A 23,346-nucleotide genomic window follows, 5' to 3' on the forward strand; every position below is an offset into this window, starting at 1 on the left:
TGGGACTGGCTGCACAACCCAAGGCCGCTACCGGCGGCTCAGCAGAACGGGCTATGGCCGGGGGGAGGACAGCAGGCCGTAACAGAGTGGGTGGCAAAGAGCCGCGGACACGGGTCGAGGGGCAACCGTGGCTAAAGTATCCCCATGACTGAGATCACACCCAAGCGCGCAGTAGTTACCGGAGCAAGTTCAGGCATTGGAGCCGCCGCCGTGCGGGCGCTCCGGGCCTCAGGCTGGGATGTGGTGGCGGTAGCCCGGCGCGCGGACAGACTGCAGGCGCTCGCGGACGAGACAGGTGCCGTCCCCGTGGCCGCCGACGTTACCGATGACGCGTCCGTGGCGCAGCTGGCGGAAACCGTGCTGGCCGGAGGGAGAGTGGATGCCCTGATCAACAACGCCGGAGGAGCCTTCGGGCTTGATTCCGTTGCCGAGGGCAGCATCAGCGACTGGCAGCGCATGTATGACGTCAACGTTCTTGGCGCGCTGCGGATGACGCAGGCGTTCCTGCCGGCGCTGCGGGCCAGCGGCCGCGGTTCCGTTCTGCTGCTCACCTCGACGGCGGCCTCCACCGCCTATGAAGGAGGAGCCGGCTACTGTGCGGCCAAATCGGGTGAGGAGATGCTGGCCCGTACCCTGCGCCTTGAAGAGGCCGAACATAACGTCAGGGTGATTGAAATAGCTCCCGGGATGGTGAAGACCGAGGAATTCTCCCTGAACCGGCTGGGTGACCCGAACGCGGCGGACAAGGTGTACGCCGGAGTCGAGAAGCCCCTGACAGCCGACGACGTGGCTGAGGTGATGGCCTTCGCCCTGAACCTGCCGCACCACGTGAACCTGGACCAGGTGGTGCTGCGGCCGCTGGCCCAGGCCGCCCAGCACAAGGTCATCCGCACCGGAAACTAGGCGGTCCGCCCGGCGGGACTGGCCAGTCTTTGCCGGCCGCCGTCCCTGCGGCGGTCGGCAGGCGCCCGCGCGTGGCCCGGTCCCGCAGCGGCCCCGCCGCAGGCCAGATCCCGCGGGGCACCACCCGGCCGCAGGGCACCACCGGCCCGGCGCAGGCCCCCGGTGCTTCGACAACCGGCGCAGGCGTGGCCTAAACTTGTGCGAAGCAGCTTTGACCCGGCCATCACCGGTGAGCTTCCGGAAGAACAGCCACCCCGCTCAGGCGGCGGAGGCCCAGTAGAACCGGACGGGTAAGCCCGTCACAGCAGTCAACGAGCGGCAGCCGTGCGTACTCCATCGGGGCACACACGGCGGCAAGCGAGGTGGTACCGCGGTTTACCGCCGGTCTTCGGACCGGTCCGGGACAGCCGCCCTCGCATCCTGAATTCCACAGCCAGATTTACTTGCCGCTAACAGGATGACGAATATGCCCTCTGTATACCCCAAGGCCAGCACAGGCGACGGCGCTGCCGTTCCCTCCTCGCCCAAGTTTCCGGAACTCGAAGAACGGGTTCTGACGTACTGGGATAAGGACGGCACTTTCCAGGCCTCCATTGACGCCCGCCCCGCCGGTCAGGACGGCGACAACGAGTTCGTCTTCTATGACGGCCCGCCCTTCGCCAACGGCCTGCCGCACTACGGCCACCTGCTCACCGGTTACGTGAAGGACCTGGTGGCCCGCTACCAGACCCAGCGCGGCCGCCGTGTGGAGCGCCGCTTCGGCTGGGACACCCACGGGCTGCCCGCCGAACTGGAAGCCATGAAGCAGCTCGGAATGAGCGACAAGGTCCAGATCGAGAAGATGGGCATCGACAAGTTCAACGATGCCTGCCGTGCCTCGGTCATGAAGTACGCCGGTGAGTGGCAGGACTACGTCACCCGCCAGGCTCGCTGGGTCGACTTCGAGAATGACTACAAGACGCTCAACGTCGAGTACATGGAATCGGTCATCTGGGCCTTCAAGACCCTGCATGACAAGGGCCTGACCTACAGCGGTTTCCGGGTGCTCCCGTACTGCTGGAAGGACGAGACGCCGCTGTCCAACCATGAGTTGCGCATGGACGACGACGTGTACAAGATGCGTCAGGACCAGACGGTCACCGTCACGTTCCCGCTGATCAGCGGCGACAACGCGCTCTCTGCCGAGCTGGAGGGCGTCAAGGCAATCGCCTGGACCACCACGCCCTGGACCCTGCCCACCAATATGGCCCTCGCCGTCGGGCCCGAGGTCCGTTACGCCGTCGTGCTCGCCGGACCCAACGGCACGCAGGCCGGTGAGGGCAGCTTCCTGCTCGCTGAGGACCTGGTCGGTTCCTACGCCAAGGACCTGGGGTACGACGACGCCGACGCCGCCCGCGCGGCCGTCAGCGCAGTGCACCTGGGCAAGGACCTGGCCGGGCTGCGCTATGCACCGCTGTGGGACATCTACACCGACACGGAGAAGTGGGGGACGGAAAACGCCTGGCGGATCGTCACGGCCGACTACGTCACCACCACCGACGGCACCGGTGTTGTTCACCAGGCTCCGGCCTACGGCGAGGATGACCAGAAGGTCTGCGAGGAGAACGGCATCCCCGTGATCCTCAGTGTGGACGAAGGCGGCAAGTTCCTGCCGATGTTCGCGCAGACCGCACTGCAGGACATCGCCGCCCTGCAGGTCTTCGACGCCAACAAGCCGATCACCCGTGCCCTGAAGGCTGACGGCCGGCTGCTGCGCCAGGCCAGCTACGAGCATAGCTACCCGCACTGCTGGCGCTGCCGGAACCCGCTGATCTACAAGGCGGTCTCCTCCTGGTTCGTGGAGGTCACCAAGATCAAGGACCGGATGGTCGAACTGAACCAGCAGATCAACTGGATCCCGGACAACGTCAAGGACGGCCAGTTCGGCAAGTGGCTGGAGAACGCCCGCGACTGGTCGATTAGCCGCAACCGGTACTGGGGCAGCCCCATCCCGGTCTGGGTGTCGGATGACCCCAACTACCCGCGCACCGACGTGTACGGATCCCTGGCCGAGATCGAAGCGGACTTCGGCCGGCTGCCGCTGAACAAGGAGGGCCAGCCGGACCTGCACCGCCCGTTCATCGACGAGCTCACCCGGCCCAACCCCGACGATCCCCGCACCCCCGAAGAGGGCCAGTCCACCATGCGCCGCGTGGAGGACGTGCTGGACGTCTGGTTCGACTCCGGGTCCATGCCCTACGCCCAGGTGCACTACCCGCATGAGAATGCCGAGTGGTTCGAAAGCCACAACCCGGGCGACTTCATCGTGGAATACATCGGCCAGACCCGCGGCTGGTTCTACACCCTGCACGTACTGGCCACGGCACTGTTTGACCGGCCGGCGTTCCGCAACGTCATCAGCCACGGCATTGTGCTGGGTTCGGACGGGCAGAAGATGTCCAAGTCGCTGCGCAACTACCCGGACGTCTCCGAGGTGCTGGACCGCGACGGCTCAGACGCCATGCGCTGGTTCCTGATGGCCTCGCCCATCCTGCGCGGCGGCAACCTGATTGTCACCGAGCAGGGCATCCGCGACGGCGTCCGGCAGGCCATCCTGCCCCTGTGGAACGTCTGGCACTTCTTCAGCCTCTACACCAACGCCGCCAACAACGGCAACGGCTACGAAGCGAAGGCCCGCTACGACTCCACCGAGCCGCTGGACCGCTACCTGCTGGCCGCCACCGGTGACCTGGTGCGGGACATGACCACGGCCCTGGACACCTATGACGTGTCCGTGGCCTGCGAGATCCTGCGCGCCTACACGGACACCCTGACCAACTGGTACATCCGCCGCAGCCGCACCCGGTTCTTCGACGAGGACCCGCAGGCCTTCGACGTGCTGTACACCTGCCTGGAGACCGTCTGCCGGGTCGCTGCACCGCTGCTGCCGCTGATCGCGGAGGAAATCTGGCGGGGACTGACCGGCGGCCGCTCGGTGCACCTGACCGACTGGCCCGACGCTGATCTGTTCCCGAACAACCCGGACCTCGTGGAGCGCATGGACCTCACCCGCCGGATCGCTTCGGTGGGTTCCTCGCTGCGCAAGGGAGCGAACCTGCGGGTGCGCCTGCCGCTGTCGGAAATGACCGTCGTCGCCCCGGATGCTGAAGCGCTCTCCGGCCAGTTCGCCGCGATCATCGCCGACGAGCTGAACCTGAAGAACGTGCGCTTGGTCGAGGCTGCCTCCGCGGATCCTGCCGAGTTCGGCATCAGCCAGAAGCTTGTGGTCAACGCCCGGGCCGCCGGCCCGCGTCTGGGCAAGAATGTCCAGACTGCCATCAAAGCTGCCAAGTCCGGGGACTGGTCGGTGGACGACGCCGGTACGGTCACCGCCGGCGGCCTGGCACTCCAGGAGCACGAATACACTCTGGAAACCGTTGTGGAGTCCGGTGACGGCGAATCCGCGAAGGCGGTTGCCGTGCTGCCCGGCGGTGGTTTCCTGGTGCTGAACACCGAGGTCACCCCCGAACTGGCGGCTGAAGGCATGGCCCGCGACGGCATCCGTGCCATCCAGCAGGCCCGCCGTGATGCGGACCTGCACATCAGCGACCGCATCCGCACGACGGTTCGGACCGGGGAAGCCGAAGCCGAAGCGCTGACTGCCAACGCTGAGCTGATCAAGGCGGAGACCCTGACCGGTGAACTGATCGTTGTCGGTGACCTGACGGTCACGGACGACGACAAGGACACCGACAAGTACATCGTCACCGTGGAGAAGATCTAATGACTGCAGCAGACCGTCCGTCCGGATCCATTGACGGCTTCTCCGTCGAGAGCGTGTACGCCGAACTGCTCAGCCGTGCCCCGGAAAACAAGATGGAGCCGCGCATGGCTCCGCTGTTCCGGGCCATGGAGGTGCTGGGGGAGCCGAACAAGGCGTTCCCAATCATCCACATCACCGGCACCAACGGCAAGACGTCCACGGCGCGGATGATCGAGGCCGGCCTGCGCGCCTACGGGCTGCGTACGGGGCGCTACACCAGTCCGCACCTGACCAGCGTGACCGAACGGATCAGCATTGACGGCGAACCCGTCAGCGATGAAACGTTTGTGCGGATCTGGGATGAAATCCGCCCGTACCTGGACATTGTCGACGCCGAACTGGAGGCGGCAGGGGAGCCGCGGCTGACCTACTTCGAAGCTGTCACCATCCTGGGGTTCGCCGTCTTCGCCGACGAGCCCGTGGATGTGGCCGTGATCGAAGTGGGCCTGGGCGGGATCACCGATGCGACGAACGTAGGCGACGGGCAGGTTTCCGTGGTCACTCCGATCTCCCTGGACCACACGGACCTGCTCGGTGACGACGTTGCCGACATTGCCTATGAGAAGGCCGGCATCATCAAGGAGAACGGTTTCCTCATCAGTGCCGCCCAGCCTATGGAAGCTGCCCAGGTGCTGCTGGAAAAGGCCCACGAGGCCGGGGTCCCGTTCCGGTTCGAAGGCGTAGAATTCGGTGTCGATTCCCGGGTCATGGCAGTTGGCGGCCAGATGGTCACCATCAACGGCCTCGCCGGGCGCTACGAGGACCTCCTGGTTCCGCTGCACGGCGCGCACCAGGCCGAGAATGCGGCGGTCGCCGTGGCGGCGCTGGAGGCCTTCATCGGCGGCGGGACCAAGGAGCTCGACGTCGAACTGCTGCGTACCGGGTTCTCCACCGTGACCTCTCCGGGCCGCCTCGAGGTAGTGCGGACGGCGCCGACCATCGTGGTGGATGCCGCGCACAACCCGGCCGGGGCCAAGGCCACCGCGGAAGCGCTCCGTGAAGCGTTCAACTTCAGCACGCTGGTGCTGGTGGTCGGCATCCTGGCCGAAAAGGACGCCGTCGGCATCCTGAGCGAGCTGCGCGAGCAGCTCGGAGACCTGGTCAGCAGCGTTGTCCTCACCCAGTCCAGCTCGCCGCGGGCCATCCCGGCCGAGGAACTTGTCCAGGACGCGGTGGACGCCGGATTCGCGGACGAGGACATCCAGGTGGAGGCCGGTTTGGACAACGCCCTGGAACGCGCGGTGGAAAAGGCCGAAGAGAACAATGACCTGTCCGGCGGAATACTGGTCGTCGGATCCATCACCGTGGTCGCCGAAGCGCGCACCCTCCTCGGAAAGTAGGCAGCCGGTTATGGCAAAACTGACCAAGGCCCAGCGCGAATGGCGCCCGGGCATGCCCAAAAAGCGCCGTTCCGTGAAGGTTATGTTCGCCTCCACCGTGTTGACGCTTGAAGCCTTCGTGGTGCTGTTCGGCACCCTCGCCGTCTTCGGGCTGCACCGCGGGACCATCTCCCCGGTGCTGCTGCTGGGCGGAGGCGTGCTGCTGGCGGCTGCGTTGGTGGGAACCTGTGCGCTGCTGTCCAAGCCTGCCGGGCCGGTGATCGGTTGGATTCTGCAGCTGGTCATCATCGCCACCGGTTTCCTGGAGCCCATGATGTTCCTGGTGGGCGTGCTCTTCGCCCTCACCTGGTGGTACGGGCTGCGGGCCGGGATGCGGCTGGACCGGGAAAACCGGGAGCGGGACCGGCAGCAGGCCGAATGGGAAAAAGAACATCCGGGTGAAGCCGGCACTGCCGACGGCCCGGAAACCGTTCCCGGCACCGACTAGGCTTAGACCAGACACCCGAACTTTCAAGGAGATACAACCGTGAGCACCGAGCGCACACTCGTCCTGATCAAGCCCGACGGCGTCCAGCGCCGCCTCACCGGCGCCATCCTGGCCCGGATCGAAGCCAAGGGCTACACCGTGGCGGAACTGAAGAAGACCGAAGCCACCCGGGCCATCCTCGAAGAGCACTACGAGGAGCACCAGGGCAAGCCGTTCTACGAGCCGCTCGTGGAGTTCATGCTCAGCGGCCCGATTGTCGCCGCCGTCCTCGAAGGCGAGCGGGTCATCGAAGGATTCCGTTCACTGGCCGGCACCACCGATCCGACGACGGCGGCTCCGGGCACCATCCGCGGCGACTTCGGCCGCGACTGGGGAACGGCAGTCCAGCAGAACCTGGTTCACGGATCGGATTCCCCGGAGTCCGCAGCCCGCGAAATCGGCATCTGGTTCAAATAGCCCGAGCCTTGCAGAAAGGCCGGCACCGTTGACGGTGCCGGCCTTTTCCGTCTCCGGGCCCGAAGGCCCGACAATCCAGAGATCAGAAATCAGGGAACACGGATCAGGGAATCAGGTTCTCGCCGCGCAGCCGCAGGAACAGTTCCTTGAAGGCGTTCTCGGTGCGCCGGTAGCCGGTGAAGCCTGCCAGACGGCTCTTGCTCATATCCGTCAGCACCTCGACCTTGCGGCCCAGGTCCGCGTCCGTGTGCCACCAGGAGGCGAGCCGCCCGAGGTCGGTCTCGGCAAGATTGTGCCGGACGGCCAGTTCCTTCCAGGCATCGCCCATCCCGGCCATCTGGTCCTCCAGCGGCCGGACGTCGCCCGCAAAGCCCTCCGGCTCCACGCCAAACCATTCAGCCAGCCGCGGCCACAGGCTGCGCCAGCGGAACACGTCGCCGTTGACCACGTTGAATGCCTCGTTGGCCGTGTTGTCATCCGTGGCGGCCCAGAGCATGTGCTCGGCGAGCAGGCCGGCGTCGGTCATATCCGTGACGGAGTTCCACTGCGTTTCCGAGCCGGGGAAGATAAACGGCATCCCCAGTTCCCGGCACAGGGTGGCCTGCGCGGCCAGCGTCTGGCCCATGTTCATGGCATTGCCGACGGCGAAACCGATGACCGTATGGGCGCGGTGCACGGACCAGGCGAAGCCCTGCCGTTCCGCGGCCGCCATCAGTTCGTCTTCCTGCGCGTAGTAGAAATTCTCCACCGGAAGCCGCGGCTCGTCTTCGGAGAACGGGGTGTCCGGCATCGGGCCTTCGCCGTACGCCTCGAACGGTCCCATGTAGTGCTTGAGGCCGGTCATCAGGGCCACATGCTCCAACGGTGCATGGGCCAGCGCGGCCAGCAGGTCGCGGACCATGGCGGAGTTGACGGCAATGTTCTGCGCCTCCGTCTCCTGCCGGGACCAGGAAGTGAAAAAGACGTGGGTGGGCCGGGCGCTGCCCAGCGCGGTCGTGAGGCTGTCCGGCCGCGTCAGATCGGCAGCTACCGGGATAACACCGGGACGCGCCGGGTCGGCGATGCCCCCGCTGCGGGACAGGGCGAGGACGGTCCATCCTTCCCGGGCCAGCAGGTCCACCAGTGCAGCACCGGCAATGCCGGTGGCGCCGGCCACCAAAGCCGTGCGGGGTGTGTTTTCGGATGGATGGGCAGCGTGCGTTCTACGCATCGATCTCCTCATAAATGGTGCGGGGACACGCCCGAACTTTCTCCGGACGGTATTAGGCGGCAACCGGAAACCGGTGGCGGAAATTCCGCACCGGTCCGGCAGTACCGCCTAAGCTGTGCCCATGGCACTCATTTATGACGCCGAGCTGCGTCCCGGCAAAATGGACCTTATTTCAGACTGGCTGCCCACAACGGTGTGGTTCCCTACGCAGGAGCCTGTCACCGCACGCAAGCTGTGCTCCTTCCGGTTTGACGATCCGGACGGTGAAGTCGGTATTGAAACCCACATCGTCGCAGCGGGCGGGGTGACGGTACAGGTGCCGCTCACCTACCGCGGTGCGCCGCTGGCAGGTGCGGACCGGTTCCTTATCACCGAGATGGACCACTCCGTTCTTGGCCGGCGCTGGGTCTACGATGCCTTGGGCGACCCGGTGTACGCGCAGGCACTGGAGGCTGCGCTCTTTTCCAAGCAGGGGCAGGCTGCCCAGTACACCGAGCAGAACGGTGTCCGCGAGCTGCTGCCCGAGTCCATGCGGATCAGCAGCAGCGGGATGCCCGACGGCGCCGAGCTCGTGGATGCACCGCCGTCGGAGCCACAGGACTGGACCGTGTCCGTGCTGGAGCACAGCGGCTGGGAGTTCTCGGTGGTGAGGCTGCTGGATCTGGACGGGCGAACAGCTCCGGATCCCTCGCTGGAGGCAACCTGGCAGGACCAGGCGATCCCGGTGGTCCTTGCCTGGGGCATGCCTGTCCAGGACGGCCGTTAGCCGGATCCGCAGCACGCGGTGTTTTCAGGCCACGAACATGCAGAACGGATGCCCGGACGGGTCGGCATAGACATATAACGGCTCAACGGCGTCCGCTGTGCGGTCCATCAGGAGTTTTGCTCCCAGTGCCAGGGCCCTGGCGTGTTGGTCTGCGAGTAACTTCCGGTCGGGAACGGTGAGGTCCAGGTGCATCTGCATCGGCACATCGGGAGCGGGCCACGTTGTCCGCGTGAGCTGCTCGAAGTGCTGGAAGGCGAGCCGGCGGTTGCCGTCCGTGTCGGTCAAAACCAGCCAGTCGGCGTCGTCGTCCGCCTGCGGCGGCGCGGGCTCGTCTCCCGGCCGGTACCGGAGTCCAAGCAGTTGGCGGTAGAACTCCGCCAGGCCCCGCACATCGGTCGTGTCCAGGACAGTGTGGAGCAGATGGGGGAATTCAGGCACGGGGGAGGGCATGTGCGCACACTACCGGCGCCTGATGTTCCCCCACCAGAGCACCCGCTGCGGTGGCAGGAGTCCCTAGCCGCCGATGAAGGAGTTCAGGAAGCGGAAGAAGATGGACGCCGCCGTGGCCACCCAGAGCAGGACGACGATGGCCCAGCCCCAGTCGGTCAGGAACCGGACCAGACCCGCCGGGGCGGGAATGACGCCGGAAGCCAGGTTGCGGATGGTGGTGAAGACAAACATCGGGATCATGGCGGCCCAGACCACAATGCAGTAAATGCACAGCACGTAGATATCGAAAAGTGCCTGGCTCCACAGCCAGACCACAAACGCCATGCCGGCAGTGACCCCGATCTGCAGGGAGATCCAATACCAGCGGGCAAATCGGGCACCGGCCAGCAGGCCTATGGCTGTGGTGATGACGACGGCGAAGGCGACTATCCCTATCAGCGGGTTCGGGAAGCCGAAGATGGAGGCCTGCCAGGTCTGGAACACCGTGCCGCAGGACACCCACGGGTTGATGTCGCAGCTCGTGATGTAGCCGGCGTCCGCATAAACATGCAGGCGTTCGATGACCAGGATTCCCGACGCTATCCAGCCCACTACGGCAGTAATCAGCAGCGTCCACATAAACGAGCGGCGTTCGCGGGGGACCGCTTCGGCATTGCGGCCCTGAGCGCGGGACGGTTCCGGTGATACGTTGCCGGTGGATGGGCGGGCTGCACTGGATGGCACGGAAGCTCCTTAGCCGAGTAGTTGTCTGGGTCGAGTCTATGCGTTGGTGAGGGCCAAAAACGTGGCCGTATGAGATAATGACTTTGGCTGATGGCGGAACCACATTCCGTCACCGGTCCAGCGACAGGCTTCCGGTTCTGCCGGTGATGCTTCCCATGTAGCTAGCCCATCAATCCGGATGGGCACCAGGGAATCCGCCGGCCAGACCTACCCATAGCCGAAACGTAGTTATCCGTTCCGCATAGGTAGCAGGAAAAGCGCCGCTGGTCTTCGAGTGATACCGCGCCCCACAGCTGGCACGACCTCGAATGACATCCAGACGACTTCCGGCTGGCGGGCAGGCTGCGATGCCACCGTACAGCCGACTCATTGCCCTTTGGCATTGGAATGTGGCCAGTGCCGCAGGGCCGGAGCATAGGCCTAAATGAATAATCCAGACATTGTGAATGACCAGAACGATGCCCTGACTGCTGAGGGCGCCGCGCCGGTAAAGAAAGCGACCCGCAGCCGCCGCAAGTCCGTTCCGGCGTCATCACCCGCGGCAACTTCCCCCGCTGAGACCGGCGCAGTAAGCGCCCCGGAACAGTCCGCCCCCGCAGCGCCGCAGGCGGATGTTCCCGCTGAAGCGCCGGCAGCGGAGAACCCCAAGCGGGTGCGCGCACCCCGTAGGAAGCCTGCGGCTGCGACTGCTGCTGCCGAGACGCCCGCTGCAGAGACCACGGCTGCCGACGCCGCGCAGCCGGTTACCGCCGACAGCACCGAAGCCTCCGCAGAAGCAGGCACCGAAGCACCCGTCAAGGCAGTCCGGAGGCGCCGGGCACCGGCCAAGAAGACACCGACAGCCGCCGAGGCCGCGCCCGCTGACGCCCCGGTGGCCGACAGCCCCGCTGGCGAAGTAACCCTGGCAGCCGGACCCGACTCCACGAACACCGAACCCGCCGAGCCGGCCGGCACTGCCCCGGCCGCCGGTGAATCCACTGAGGACGCTTCCGTGAGCGGCGGCACCTCAGAGCCCGCCAAGGCATCGGCCCCCAAGAAGCGCACCCGCCGTCGGGCCAGCACGCCCACCGGCCCGGCCCGCTCAGCCGAAAGCGCACCGGAAACCGGTTCCGCTGCAGAACCTGTCCTGCCGTCGGAAGCCGAAGAGGCACCGGAGGCGGCAGCGGGGACCGAATCTGCAGCAGCCACCAACGAAGCAGCGCAGACCAACGAAGCCGAGCAGGCAGAAGCGGCCGCCGCTCCCGCCGGCCCCACCTCGGCGCTGGATCCGTTCACGGTGCCGGAATCGCCTACCTCCGTGCTGTTCCACGCGCCCGATCTCAGCGCCGTGCGTTCCGTGCCGGTGGCCAAGCCGGCGGATGAAACCGACGAAGACGATGCCGCTGCCGATTCAGGCCGGTCCCGCCGCCGCAGCCGTCGCGGCCGCAGCCGGCAGGGCGCCGAGACCGAGAGCAGCGCGTCCGGAAACAACGAAGACGGCGCCTCCGCCGGCCCCGAGGACAACGGGTCCGACGGCGTAACATCGCGCCGCCGGCGCCGCCGCCGCCGCGGAGACGCGGACCTGGAACTGACCGGGGGAGCGGATGATGATCCGCCCAACACGGTCACCCGTGTAAGGGCACCGCGGGCGCATGCCGACGCTCCGGCGTCGGACCGCGTTACCAGCGTCAAGGGCTCCACCCGCCTGGAAGCCAAGAAGCAGCGCCGCCGCGAGTCCCGCGAGTCCGGCCGCCGCCGCCACGTCATCACCGAGGCCGAGTTCCTCGCCCGGCGCGAGTCCGTGGACCGCCAGATGATTGTCCGCCAGCGTGATGAGCGGATCCAGATCGGCGTCCTCGAGGACGGCGTGCTGGCTGAGCACTTTGTCTCCAACACCCAGCAGGACTCCCTTATCGGCAACGTCTATGTCGGCAAGGTCCAGAATGTGCTGCCCAGCATGGAAGCCGCCTTCGTTGACATTGGCCGCGGCCGCAACGCCGTGCTCTACGCCGGTGAGGTCAACTGGGACGCGGCCGGCCTGGACGGGCAGCCGCGCCGGATCGAGCTGGCACTGAAGTCCGGCGACTCGGTCCTGGTGCAGGTCACCAAGGATCCCGTGGGGCACAAGGGTGCCCGCCTGACGAGCCAGATCTCCCTGCCCGGCCGTTACCTGGTGTACGTGCCCGGCGGTTCGATGACGGGCATTTCCCGCAAGCTGCCCGATGTCGAGCGCAACCGGCTCAAGAAGATCCTCAAGGACCACCTGCCCGAGAACGCCGGCGTCATTGTGCGCACCGCGGCCGAGGGTGCCAGCGAAGAGGAGCTGATGAATGACATCAACCGGCTCCGTGCGCAGTGGGAGACCATCGAGGCCAAGTCCAAATCCACCAAGACGCTGCCGCCGGAACTGCTCTACGGGGAACCGGACCTGACCATCAAGGTGGTCCGCGATGTCTTCAACGAGGACTTCTCCAAGCTTGTGGTCTCCGGTGATGAAGCCTGGGACACCATCGAGGCCTACGTGACCTACGTGGCTCCGGACCTGGTGGGCAGGCTCGAGAAGTGGACCAAGGACGAAGACATCTTCGCCGCACACCGCATCGACGAGCAGATCGCCAAGGCGCTGGACCGCAAGGTGTTCCTGCCTTCCGGCGGCTCCCTGGTGATCGACCGTACCGAAGCCATGACCGTGGTGGACGTGAACACCGGCAAGTTCACCGGCAGCGGCGGCAACCTTGAAGAAACCGTCACCAAGAACAACCTGGAGGCGGCCGAGGAAGTTGTCCGCCAGCTGCGGCTGCGCGACATCGGCGGCATCATTGTCATCGACTTCATCGACATGGTCCTTGAAGCCAACCGCGACCTGGTGCTGCGCCGCCTGGTGGAATGCCTGGGCCGGGACCGGACCAAGCACCAGGTGGCCGAGGTGACCTCGCTGGGCCTGGTCCAGATGACGCGCAAGCGGATGGGCACCGGCCTGCTGGAAGTCTTCGGCGAAACGTGTGAGCACTGCGACGGACGCGGCGTAGTGACGCAGGACGTTCCCGTTGAGCACCGGCGGAGCACCAGCCACACGCCGTCGGGGCACACCCACGCAGTAGCCGAGGATAACCACCAGCAGCACCTGCGGCAGGAAAAGCAGAGCCGCGGAGACCGCAAGCGGAACCGGAACCGGGACCGCGGGCAGAACGCCGGCGCTCCTGCGCCCGAGCAGCAGCCTGTCCCGGCGGAGGAACCCGTCCAGCAGGACGCCGAGCGCCAGGCGAAGGCCGAGGCTGCCCGTGCCGCCCTGGCCAGCATTGCCGCTGCCACAGCCGCTGCCCATGAGGTTGTGGATGCCGCCGCCGGTAACGGGTCGACGGAGAAAACCTCAGCTCCAGCCGTGGATGACTCCGCTGACGGCACGGATACCGAACCCGGTGCAGTGCTGAACATTCAGGGCGAGTCCGTGGTGGTTCCGCGCCGTCAGCGCCGGCGTCCGGCCAAGGAAGAACCCGCACTGACGCTGGAAAGCCTTACCGAGGCGTTCAACGAGGTGGCTTCAGTCGTGGCTCCGGCCGCGCAGGAACCCGCCGTCGCGGACAGGGCGGCAGATAAGCCCGCGTCAGTCAACGCGCCGGAAGAGAAGCCGCAGCCCGAGGCCGTGCGCCAGGCACCGGCGGCACAGCAGGAACAGGCGCCCGCCCGCCGGGCACGCCGCCGCCGCGCAGCCAGCAGCCCGCAGGGCGCCGCTGAGGTGACGGCGCCGTCGGCAGACTCCGCCCCTGAAGTCCAGGCACGGCACACCGTGACGGCAGAGTCCCGGCCGCAGGCGGTCCGGAAGGAAACCTCGGGCACGCCGGCCCCCGTCATCCTGGGTGTTGGCGTACCGGCCTCGGAGCTGTAGCAGGTTCCCCCAACCGCCGGCGGGCGGCCCGGTCCACATGGACCGGGCCGCCCGCCGCGGTTTAAACCGGCTATCGGCCCGCTTCGGCGCGTGGATGCCCGGATCCGCGCTTTCATGGGATAAAGTAGACTCCGAGCAGTGACACCGGAAGTCGGTGGCGCGGGGGCTCGCCGCATATGTGCAGGGTGTATCCACCGAGCGCATTTGCGGGTTGTGGCCCCTTAGCGTAGCCTTGAACTTCGGTGCGAACGCCTTCGAATCCGTTTATCGGTACAGGGCGTGACTGCATGGCGCAAGGCGGGCACAAATCTGGCCCCGCTAAATGCGCATCCAAGTATTAAACGTCGAGAGAAGTGAGTTCCCAAGTGGTGTACGCGATTGTCCGCGCTGGCGGCCGCCAAGAAAAGGTTTCCGTAGGAGACCTCGTAACCCTGGACCGCGTCCCCGGTGGAGCCGGTAGCACCTTTGAGCTGCCTGCCCTGCTTTTGGTTGATGGCGACAAGGTCACCTCTGCTGCACAGGACCTGGCCAAGGTTACCGTGACTGCAGAAATCGTCGAGAACTTCCGGGGTCCGAAGATTGTCATCCAGAAGTTCAAGAACAAGACCGGCTACAAGAAGCGTCAGGGCTACCGCTCCTCGCTGACCAAGGTCAAGGTTACGTCCATCAACTCCTGATTCTCCTGCCGGCCCCAGGGCCGGGAACGCGGGTGTGATCCCGCCTGAGGGTTTCAATATCAGTTAGTAAAGGCAGGCAAAGAAATGGCACATAAGAAAGGTGCGAGTTCCACTCGCAACGGTCGCGACTCCAACGCCCAGTACCTCGGCGTAAAGCGTTTCGGCGGCCAGGTTGTCAAGGCAGGCGAAATCATCGTTCGCCAGCGTGGCACCCACTTCCACCCGGGTGAGGGTGTCGGCCGCGGAGGCGACGACACGCTGTTCGCCCTGGAAGCAGGAGCAGTTGAATTCGGCAGCCGTCGCGGCCGCCGCGTCGTGAACATCGTGGCTGCTGCAGCCGCCGAGTAATCACCGGCAATTAGCTTTTCCGACGGGGCGGGCCTTGATGGCCCGCCCCGTCGTTTTTTTAAGCCAAGTAGAATTGGCATGATCAAGAAGTTCCTTTGAAGGAGAACCATGGCCAGTTTTGTAGACCGCGTAGTGCTGCATGTTTCGGGCGGTACAGGCGGCCATGGTTGCGTGTCCGTCAAGCGTGAGAAGTTCAAGCCCCTCGGCGGACCCGACGGCGGCAACGGCGGCGACGGCGGCGACGTCATCCTGCGCGTGGACGGCCAGACCACCACGCTGCTGGACTACCACCACGCCCCGCACCGCCACGCCACCAACGGCGGCAACGGCATGGGTGACTGGCGTGCAGGCAAGACCGGCGAGACGCTGGTCCTCTCCGTTCCCGACGGCACCGTGGTGAAAACCAAGGACGGCGAAGTCCTGGCGGACCTTGTGGGCCAGGGCGCCGAGTTCATTGCCGCTGCCGGTGGCCAGGGCGGACTGGGCAACTCGTCGCTGTCCTCGCAGAAGCGCAAGGCTCCCGGCTTCGCCCTCCTGGGCATCCCGGGGGAGGAGCGGGACATTGTCCTGGAACTGAAGTCCATTGCCGACATTGCCCTGGTCGGCTTCCCCTCCGCCGGCAAGTCCTCCCTGATTGCCGCGATGTCCGCGGCGCGTCCCAAGATTGCCGACTACCCGTTCACCACCCTGATCCCGAACCTGGGCGTAGTGCAGTCCGGCGATGTCCGCTTCACCGTGGCCGATGTGCCCGGGCTGATCGAAGGCGCCTCCGAGGGCAAGGGCCTGGGCCACAACTTCCTCCGCCACGTGGAACGCTGCGCCGCCCTGGTGCACGTGCTTGACTGTGCTGCACTGGAAACCGACCGGGATCCCATCGGTGACCTGGACATCATCGAGCGCGAACTCGAGAAGTACGAAGTGGACATGAGCTATGCCGGGGCCGACGGCGACGTCGTCCCGCTGAACCGCCGTCCGCGGCTGGTCGCGCTGAACAAGGTGGACGTGCCGGACGGCCGCGACATGGCCGAATTCGTACGCCCCGAGCTCGAGGAGCGCGGCTACCGCGTGTTCGAAGTATCCGCGGCCAGCCATGAGGGCCTGCGCGAGCTCGGCTTTGCCATGGCCGCCATCGTCAAGGAAGCACGCGAAGCCGTGGAGCAGGCTCCGCCGCGCATCCAGCCGCCGGTCCTGAAGCCGCGTTCGGTCAACGGCAAGGGCGGATTCACCATCCGCCGCGAAGAGCGCAACCTGGAGCCGCTCTTCCGCGTCCTGGGTGAAAAGCCCGTGCGCTGGGTCCAGCAGACGGACTTCACCAATGACGAAGCCGTGGGCTACCTTGCCGACCGCCTGGCCAAGCTGGGCGTGGAGGAAAGGCTGTTCAAGGAAGGCGCAAAGCCCGGCGACGCCGTGGTCATCGGCGAGGGCGACGGCGTCGTCTTCGACTGGGAGCCGACCATGATCGGCGGTGCCGAACTGCTGGCAGCCTCACCGCGCGGCAGCGACATCCGGATCGAGGACTTCTCCCGGCCCACCCGTGAAGAAAAGCGCGAGGACCACCAGAAGCGCAAGGAAGCCCGGGCGGCTGCCCGCGAGGAGCTGGAAACCGAGCGCCGGGCGGGTATCTGGACGGAATCGGTCAATTACAAGCATTCCTCCAAGCCCGCCGACACCGAGGGTAATGAAGCAGGCTAAAGGCTTCATACACCGGCGGGCGGCCGGGGCAAACGCATAGGCTGGGCAGGATATGAGTGAACACACCGAATCCGCCGCTCCTGCCCGCCGTGCGCTGACCTCCCGGTCCGGGCTGGCCCGTGCCCGCCGCATTGTCGTCAAGGTCGGCTCGTCCTCGCTGACCTCCGTGGTCGGTGGAATCTCCGATACTGCGCTGCGGTCCCTGGCCGATGTGCTCTCCGCCCGGCACGCGCAGGGAACGGAGATCATCCTTGTCTCATCCGGTGCCATCAGCGCGGGACTGGCCCCGTTGGGGCTGAGTAAACGCCCCACCCAGCTTTCCTCGCAGCAGGCCGCCGCGAGCGTGGGACAGGGCCTGCTCATGGCCCGCTACACTGCTGCCTTCGGCCGGCATGGGGTCACGGTGAGCCAGGTGCTGCTTACCATCGAGGACCTGATGCGCCGCGCCCACCATGCCAATGCCCACCGGGCCATGGAGCGGCTGCTGAACTTCGGCGTGCTGCCGATTGTCAACGAGAACGACGCCGTTGCCAGCCACGAGATCCGGTTCGGGGACAATGACCGCCTCGCTGCCCTCGTGGCGCACCTGGTCAAAGCCGACGCACTGATCCTGCTGTCCGACGTCGACGCACTGTATGATGGTCCGCCCGCCGAGGGTGCCCGCCGCATTCCCGAAGTCACCGGGCCCAGGGACCTGGCCGACGTCCGGATTGGGCGAGTCGGCAGGGCCGGTGTGGGAACCGGCGGCATGGCCACCAAGGTCGAAGCCGCGACCATCGCTGCGGAGTCCGGCATCCCGGCGCTTGTCACCTCCACCGCCAACGCCGCCGCGGCCCTGGCGGGAGAAGACGTGGGAACCTGGTTCACCACCCGCGGCCGCCGCCAGTCCATCCGCCTGCTGTGGCTGGCACACCTCGCCCGGCTTCAGGGAACCCTGGTGCTGGACGACGGCGCCGCCCGGGCCGTGGGGGACCGGCACCGCTCACTGCTCGCGGCCGGGATTATTGCAGTCAACGGGTCATTTGAGCCGGGTGACGCGGTGGCCCTGCAGGACGCCGCGGGGCGGGTGATCGCCCACGGCCTGACCAACTACGGTTCGGATGAGCTGCCCTCCATGCTGGGCCGCTCCACCCGGGAGCTGTCCCGCGAGCTGGGCCGCGGCTACGAACGCGCAGTAGTGCACGTCAACGACCTTGTCCTGCTGCGCCAGCAACAGAAGCCGGAGCCCGAGACGGACGCCGGTACCGGACCTACACTGGGGGAATGACTTCCGTGAACACATCCGAAGTGAACACCGCGAACCGAGACCTGCCTGCCGCCGGAAGCGCCGCGGATACCGGCCTTCCGGCCGGTGACGCCGGCATCGAAGCCCAGGTCCACGCCCTGGCCGACCGGTCACGCAGTGCTGCCAGGCAGCTGGCCCGCGCGAACCGGGCCTGGAAGGACCGCGCGCTGGTGCGGATCGCCCGGAACGTGGAGGAGCGGCAGTCAGCGGTCCTGGCCGCCAACGCCAAGGATGTTGCCGCCGGCCGGGAGAACGGCACCTCCCAGGCACTGCTGGACCGGCTTTCCCTCACCCCGGAACGGATCACGGCACTGGTCGGCGCATTGGAAAACCTTGCCGGTCTTCCTGATCCCGTCGGTTCCGTGGCCCGCGGACAGACGCTGCCCAACGGCCTGAGGCTGCGCCAGGTGCACGTGCCCATGGGTGTTGTCGCGGCCATCTACGAGGCCCGCCCCAACGTCACCCTGGACATTGCCGGTCTGGCGCTCAAGAGCGGCAACGCCGTGATTCTGCGAGGCGGCTCTGCGGCAGCTGCGACAAACGCCGTGCTGGTGGACATCATCCGCGACGCGCTGGAGGCCGAAGGCCTGCCCGCGGACGCGGTGCAGAGCGTTGACCGGTACGGGCGCGAAGGCGCCAACGTCCTGATGAAGGCCCGGGGGAGGGTGGATGTGCTGATCCCGCGCGGCGGACGGTCTCTGATCCAGTCCGTGGTCACCAACGCCACCGTCCCCGTCATTGAAACGGGGGAGGGCAACGTCCACATCTACCTGGACCGCAGCGCACCAGTGGAGATGGCGGTAGAGATTCTCCTCAACGCCAAGACGCAGCGGCCCAGCGTCTGCAACACGGTGGAAACCCTGCTCATCCACCAGGATGCACCGGCAGCCGGCGATGTCCTGGCAGCACTGGCCGGGGCAGGGGTTCGCCTCCATGCCGATCCGCGTGCCATGGCCCTGCTGCCCGCCGGAGTCACCGCCGAACCTGCCGACGACGGCGACTGGGGTCGGGAATACATGGATATGGACCTGGCGGTGGCCGTGGTTGAGACCATGGACGAGGCCTTGGAGCATATTCGCCGGTGGACCACCGGGCACACCGAGGCCATCATCACCAATGACCTGGCCAACGCGGAACGTTTTATCGCGGACATCGACTCCGCCGCCGTCATCGTAAACGCCTCCACCCGGTTTACCGACGGCGGTGAACTGGGGCTGGGCGCCGAAGTGGGCATCTCCACGCAGAAAATGCACGCCCGCGGACCCATGGGGCTGAAGGAGCTGACCACCACCAAGTGGATCATCCAGGGCGACGGACACACCCGGGCCTAGCAGCCCCGCAGAACGTCTCCGGCGGCCTCCGGCGGCGTCCGGCTGCGATGTGCAGCGCGTTACGCGTACCATTGACTAAGAAACCGACCCCGCCGGCCACCCGGCGACTACTGCTCTCTAGGGGAGATACATGCTCATCCAGCTTACGGGCGCCGTGCTTACTGCTGCGGAACTGACCGAAGAACACCACGTCGAACTGCCGGCGTCACCGTACGTCTACGGCGCAGTGATCTTCGCGGCCTTCCTGCTGATGATGCTGATCACGGTGTCCTTCAGCAACGTCGGCAACCGGCATGAAGCCGAGGCTGAGCATGTAGATCCGCAGCGGCAGTTCCCCAACAAGCACGACCACGGCCAGGCCATCCAGGACTGACCTGACACGTGGAGTCAGCGGAGGCGTTCTTCCCCATGGGTGAACCGCAGAGCACCGGCAGGAACGGTAAACCCAGGGTACGCCTGGGCGTGATGGGTGGAACCTTCGATCCGATTCATCACGGCCACCTGGTCGCGGCCAGCGAAGTGGCGTCCATGTTCGATTTGGACGAAGTTGTGTTTGTCCCCACGGGAGAACCCTGGCATAAGCCGGTGGCTCAGCAGGTCAGTCCTGCTGAGCACCGGTACCTGATGACCGTTGTAGCCACCGCTTCGAATCCCCGGTTCACGGTAAGCCGCGTGGACATCGACAGGCCCGGTCCCACATACACGATCGACACGCTGCGTGATTTGAAGGCAGCCCGGCCGGATGCCGAACTGTTCTTTATCACCGGCGCTGATGCCATGGCGCAGATCCTGTCCTGGAAGGACATCCAGGAACTATGGTCCCTGGCGCATTTCGTAGGCGTGACACGCCCCGGACATGTGCTGGAGAACGTGGGCCGTGAGGATGTCTCGCTGATGGAGGTCCCTGCCATGGCGATCTCTTCCACGGACTGCCGGCGGCGGGTGGCCGAGGGCAAGCCGGTCTGGTATCTCGTACCGGACGGGGTGGTTCAGTACATAGCGAAGCACCGCCTCTATGCCCCTGACCGACAGGCGGCAAACCCCGTGGAAACCACAACAGAACCAGTAGCGTAAACATACATACCGGATGGGTAGGAAATGACTAACGGTCCAGAGTCTGCAGAAGCGCCGAGGCGCAGCCGTAGGGCGGCTGACGCACCGGTTGATTCGCCGGCCGGCCCGCGGGAACGTGAATCCCAGCAGCGAGCCCGCGACCGGGAAGCTCTGCGTGCCTACAAAGCACTGGCGGAAACAGCGGAACGCAGCGACTCCGGAACCGCTCCTCCCACCCGCCGCCAGCTTCGGCTGCAGCAGCAGCGGGCTGCAGCGGCTTCCGCCGGGTCCGCATCGGCTCCGGCTGAGAACGTGCCGGCACGCTCCGCGGAGGCCCCGGAGACGTCCAAGGCAGCTGCCGCCCCGGCCACCGGGGGCGCTGCACACCCGCGCCGTGAACGGCGTCGCGAGCCGGCTGCCGAAACCGGCCCGAACCTGGGAGCGACGGTCCGGCCGGAGACTGAAACCGGATCCGCCACCGCCCGCCCTGACTCAGCGCGTGAAGAAACCGTGTCGGCAGGGGCCGGCTCCGTTGCAGGCCAGACCACCTCGCCGAAGACGCCCGGTAAGCCGGCGCAGGGATTCGAATCCCGGCGTCGTGCCCGTAATGCCGTCTCGGCCGCTCCGGCAACCGACACCCCTGCGGCGGCTACCCCCGCACCAAAAACCCCGGCAGACGCCGCCGCCCCCGGAAAGTCCGGTGTCGCCGGGTCTGCTGAGGGCGCTGCCACCGCTGATCCCAACGCCGACATTGCCGGCATGAGCGTTGAGCAGGCACTGGCTGCCCGCGAGGCGCTTGAGGGCCAGGCACGTAACCAGGTCGCTGCCATGGAAGCCATGAAGGCCGACGATCCGCACGCGGTTGACCTCGAATTACTGGCGCAGCAGAAGGCCCTGGCCGAGCGTGCGAAGGTGCTGAACCGCCGCACGGAGGCGATGCAGAAACTCTCCCGGGAAAACGAGGAGCGGCGGCCGTCCTCCAACGATCCGTCGACGGCGCACAACCTGGCCATGGTGACGCCGCTGGAGTTTGTGAAGGTGCCCGGGATGGAACATCCGGTCATGAAGGCACCGCCCACCTCGCACGTACCGGTTGTCACCTCATCCACCCCCAAGGCAGACGCGCCGCCGGCACGGTCCCTTCCCGTGGTCCCGGCCAAGGCACCGGCGCGGCAGCCTGCCGGCAGCCCGCGCCGCAATGCTGCGGACGCCACCGATGTGCGGCATTCACGGATCCTGGCCCGCGCCGATGCGCTCGTCAATCCGCCGCTCGCGTCCGAGGAGGCGGCACGGCCCGTTGGTGCCCGCAACGCCTTCGGCCTGGACCCACTTGATGTTATGACGGCCGGACTCGGCCGTACCCGGAAACTGCGTTTTGCCGTTTTCGGTGTTGCAGGTCTGGGCACACTTGCCCTGATCGTCGGAGTACTAATGATCGTCGGCGGCCTTGGCGGCTGACCGATTACACCAAGGAGAACCACTTTGAGCGCCACCGAATCATCCATCGCCATTGCACGGGCGGCGGCCAAAGCGGCGTCGGCCAAGATTGCCGATGACATTGTTGCTATCGACGTCAGTGACCGGCTTGCCATCACTGACGTTTTCCTCATTGCCTCAGCCTCGAACGAACGCCAGGTCAACTCCATCGTTGACGGCATCGAAGAGGAACTGTCCAAGATGGACCTCAAGCCCGTCCGGCGCGAGGGACGCAGCGAGGGCCGCTGGGTGCTCCTGGACTATGCCAACGTTGTCGTGCACGTCCAGCATGAGGAGGACCGGGTGTTTTACGCCCTGGAGCGCCTCTGGAAGGACTGCCCCGAGGTTGACCTCCAGCTGGAAGACGCCCCCGCGGGCGGAGAGTAAGCACAGAGCATGAGTGCTCCTGCCCCCTGGGACCCCGGGTCCGCGTCCCGCCGAGTCGTCTTCTGGCGGCACGGGCGTACTGAGTGGAACCGGGTGGGACGTTTCCAGGGGCAGCAGGACATTGCCCTGGATCCGGACGGTGCCCGGCAGGCTGCCCACGCCGCGCAGGTGCTGCGCCATCTGCAGCCTGCCGCCATCATCTCCTCCGACCTGAGCCGTGCCCTGAATACGGCCCTGGCGCTGGCGGAGCACACGGAACCGGCGGTCGTCCAGGACAAACGGCTGCGGGAAACCTATGCCGGGCAGTGGGAAGGAAAAACCTTCACCCAGATAGCCGAGCAGGACGCCGCCATGCTGGCAGCATGGTCCGCCGGCGTTGGCAGCGTCCGTGCCGGCGGGGGAGAAACGCGGGTCGACGTCGGCCTGCGCGTTGCGGAGGCGGTGAACGACGCCGTACAGGCAGTTCCCGCCGGGGGCACCCTGGTGGCCGTGAGCCACGGGGGAGCCATCCGGGCGGGAATCTGTGCCCTGCTCGGGCTGCCCACCGAATCCTGGGCTGTTATCTCCGGGGTCTCAAACTGTCACTGGTCGGTGCTGCAGGAAACCCCGGACCGCCATGGCCGTCCCGCCTGGCACCTGACCCAGCACAATGTGGGTCTGGACTCCCTTCCCACCGGACCGGTGGAAGGCTGAAAAGCCCGCCGTGCAGCCCGCTAAACCGGGCCGGGACTGGATTTTGCGCTCCTGCCGATTTGTACTAAGGTAGAGGAGTTGCTTCGCCCCGGTCACCGGAAAAGTGAGGCAAACAACTCAGGTTTTTGGGGCTGTGGCGCAGCTGGTAGCGCACCTGCATGGCATGCAGGGGGTCAGGGGTTCGAGTCCCCTCAGCTCCACCAAAACCTTCGGGAAACCGGAGGGTTTGCGGTGGAAGAAATCCAACGGATTGCCGGACACCGAATAATTGGGGCTGTGGCGCAGCTGGTAGCGCACCTGCATGGCATGCAGGGGGTCAGGGGTTCGAGTCCCCTCAGCTCCACCAAATATTCATAGAAAGTGCCTCGCCCTCGGGTGGGGCTTTTTTATTGCCCGGAAGCC

Annotated in this window: 20 protein-coding genes and 2 tRNA genes; 19 read left to right on the forward strand and 3 right to left on the reverse strand. The window is 66.3% G+C overall.

What is annotated here, in order from left to right:
* The first annotated feature begins 144 nt into the window (after nt 1–144).
* The 5 genes from AC5RTS_RS11385 (at nt 145) to ndk (ending at nt 6,988) form a co-directional block, all read left to right on the forward strand.
* Complete coding sequence (locus AC5RTS_RS11385) at nt 145–903, forward strand: SDR family oxidoreductase (RefSeq protein ID WP_493992139.1); 759 nt, start codon at nt 145–147, stop codon at nt 901–903.
* A 466-nt stretch (nt 904–1,369) separates the two neighbouring features.
* The gene (ileS, locus tag AC5RTS_RS11390; RefSeq protein WP_493992140.1) at nt 1,370–4,666 is read left to right on the forward strand and encodes an isoleucine--tRNA ligase; all 3,297 of its coding nucleotides are present in this window, start codon (nt 1,370–1,372) and stop codon (nt 4,664–4,666) included.
* Nucleotides 4,666–6,045, forward strand: a complete 1,380-nt coding sequence (locus AC5RTS_RS11395) for a bifunctional folylpolyglutamate synthase/dihydrofolate synthase (RefSeq protein ID WP_493992141.1) — start codon at nt 4,666–4,668, stop codon at nt 6,043–6,045. The genes ileS and AC5RTS_RS11395 overlap by 1 nt, the downstream gene beginning before the upstream one ends.
* 10 nt (nt 6,046–6,055) lie before the next feature.
* The gene (locus AC5RTS_RS11400; protein ID WP_493992142.1) at nt 6,056–6,532 is read left to right on the forward strand and encodes a DUF4233 domain-containing protein; all 477 of its coding nucleotides are present in this window, start codon (nt 6,056–6,058) and stop codon (nt 6,530–6,532) included.
* A gap of 39 nt (nt 6,533–6,571) precedes the next feature.
* Nucleotides 6,572–6,988 carry a nucleoside-diphosphate kinase gene (ndk, locus tag AC5RTS_RS11405; RefSeq protein WP_227901569.1) on the forward strand — a complete coding sequence of 139 codons (417 nt, stop codon included), beginning with the start codon at nt 6,572–6,574 and terminating at the stop codon, nt 6,986–6,988.
* 103 nt (nt 6,989–7,091) lie between these two features.
* On the opposite strand, the gene AC5RTS_RS11410 is transcribed toward ndk, so the two are convergent.
* The gene (locus AC5RTS_RS11410) at nt 7,092–8,198 is read right to left on the reverse strand and encodes an SDR family oxidoreductase (RefSeq protein WP_493992143.1); all 1,107 of its coding nucleotides are present in this window, start codon (nt 8,196–8,198) and stop codon (nt 7,092–7,094) included.
* A gap of 121 nt (nt 8,199–8,319) precedes the next feature.
* Here AC5RTS_RS11410 and AC5RTS_RS11415 point away from each other — a divergent pair, with 121 nt between their 5' ends.
* Nucleotides 8,320–8,964, forward strand: coding sequence for a CG0192-related protein (locus AC5RTS_RS11415; RefSeq protein ID WP_493992144.1), 645 nt, complete (start codon nt 8,320–8,322; stop codon nt 8,962–8,964).
* Nucleotides 8,965–8,988: 24 nt separating this feature from the next.
* Here the strand turns inward: AC5RTS_RS11415 and AC5RTS_RS11420 are convergent, their stop codons facing one another.
* Nucleotides 8,989–9,414: a VOC family protein gene (locus AC5RTS_RS11420; RefSeq protein WP_493992145.1), complete on the reverse strand. Its 426-nt coding sequence runs from the start codon at nt 9,412–9,414 to the stop codon at nt 8,989–8,991.
* A gap of 63 nt (nt 9,415–9,477) precedes the next feature.
* Entirely contained in the window at nt 9,478–10,137 is a 660-nt protein-coding gene (locus AC5RTS_RS11425; protein ID WP_493992146.1) for a vitamin K epoxide reductase family protein, read from the reverse strand.
* Between the two features lie 424 nt (nt 10,138–10,561).
* On the opposite strand from AC5RTS_RS11425, the gene AC5RTS_RS11430 reads away from it, so the two are divergent.
* The 13 genes from AC5RTS_RS11430 to AC5RTS_RS11490 all read left to right on the forward strand — a co-directional run bounded on the left by AC5RTS_RS11430 (nt 10,562) and on the right by AC5RTS_RS11490 (nt 23,290).
* Nucleotides 10,562–14,002 (forward strand): Rne/Rng family ribonuclease, encoded by a 3,441-nt coding sequence (locus AC5RTS_RS11430; RefSeq protein ID WP_493992147.1) that lies wholly within the window; start codon nt 10,562–10,564, stop codon nt 14,000–14,002.
* Between the two features lie 365 nt (nt 14,003–14,367).
* Nucleotides 14,368–14,679 carry a 50S ribosomal protein L21 gene (gene rplU / locus AC5RTS_RS11435; protein WP_146361875.1) on the forward strand — a complete coding sequence of 104 codons (312 nt, stop codon included), beginning with the start codon at nt 14,368–14,370 and terminating at the stop codon, nt 14,677–14,679.
* Nucleotides 14,680–14,763: 84 nt separating this feature from the next.
* Nucleotides 14,764–15,027: a 50S ribosomal protein L27 gene (rpmA, locus tag AC5RTS_RS11440; RefSeq protein ID WP_104053918.1), complete on the forward strand. Its 264-nt coding sequence runs from the start codon at nt 14,764–14,766 to the stop codon at nt 15,025–15,027.
* Nucleotides 15,028–15,135: 108 nt separating this feature from the next.
* Nucleotides 15,136–16,719, forward strand: a complete 1,584-nt coding sequence (gene obgE, locus AC5RTS_RS11445; RefSeq protein WP_493992148.1) for a GTPase ObgE — start codon at nt 15,136–15,138, stop codon at nt 16,717–16,719.
* A 52-nt stretch (nt 16,720–16,771) separates the two neighbouring features.
* Entirely contained in the window at nt 16,772–17,986 is a 1,215-nt protein-coding gene (gene proB / locus AC5RTS_RS11450) for a glutamate 5-kinase (protein WP_493992149.1), read from the forward strand.
* The gene (locus AC5RTS_RS11455) at nt 17,983–19,335 is read left to right on the forward strand and encodes a glutamate-5-semialdehyde dehydrogenase (protein ID WP_493992150.1); all 1,353 of its coding nucleotides are present in this window, start codon (nt 17,983–17,985) and stop codon (nt 19,333–19,335) included. Before proB ends, AC5RTS_RS11455 begins: the two co-directional genes overlap by 4 nt.
* Before the next feature lie 130 nt (nt 19,336–19,465).
* A complete protein-coding gene (locus AC5RTS_RS11460; protein ID WP_493992151.1) occupies nt 19,466–19,708 on the forward strand; it encodes a hypothetical protein in 243 nt (80 codons plus the stop codon).
* A gap of 35 nt (nt 19,709–19,743) precedes the next feature.
* Nucleotides 19,744–20,409, forward strand: coding sequence for a nicotinate-nucleotide adenylyltransferase (nadD, locus tag AC5RTS_RS11465; protein ID WP_493992202.1), 666 nt, complete (start codon nt 19,744–19,746; stop codon nt 20,407–20,409).
* A gap of 24 nt (nt 20,410–20,433) precedes the next feature.
* Nucleotides 20,434–21,846 (forward strand): hypothetical protein, encoded by a 1,413-nt coding sequence (locus AC5RTS_RS11470; protein ID WP_493992152.1) that lies wholly within the window; start codon nt 20,434–20,436, stop codon nt 21,844–21,846.
* Between the two features lie 24 nt (nt 21,847–21,870).
* Nucleotides 21,871–22,251, forward strand: a complete 381-nt coding sequence (gene rsfS / locus AC5RTS_RS11475) for a ribosome silencing factor (RefSeq protein ID WP_493992153.1) — start codon at nt 21,871–21,873, stop codon at nt 22,249–22,251.
* 9 nt (nt 22,252–22,260) lie between these two features.
* Complete coding sequence (locus tag AC5RTS_RS11480) at nt 22,261–22,944, forward strand: histidine phosphatase family protein (RefSeq protein WP_493992154.1); 684 nt, start codon at nt 22,261–22,263, stop codon at nt 22,942–22,944.
* Between the two features lie 127 nt (nt 22,945–23,071).
* A tRNA-Ala gene (locus AC5RTS_RS11485) sits at nt 23,072–23,147 on the forward strand.
* A gap of 67 nt (nt 23,148–23,214) precedes the next feature.
* Nucleotides 23,215–23,290, forward strand: a tRNA-Ala gene (locus tag AC5RTS_RS11490).
* Nucleotides 23,291–23,346: the final 56 nt, after the last annotated feature.

Source organism: Arthrobacter sp. MDT1-49-2, assembly GCF_059090185.1.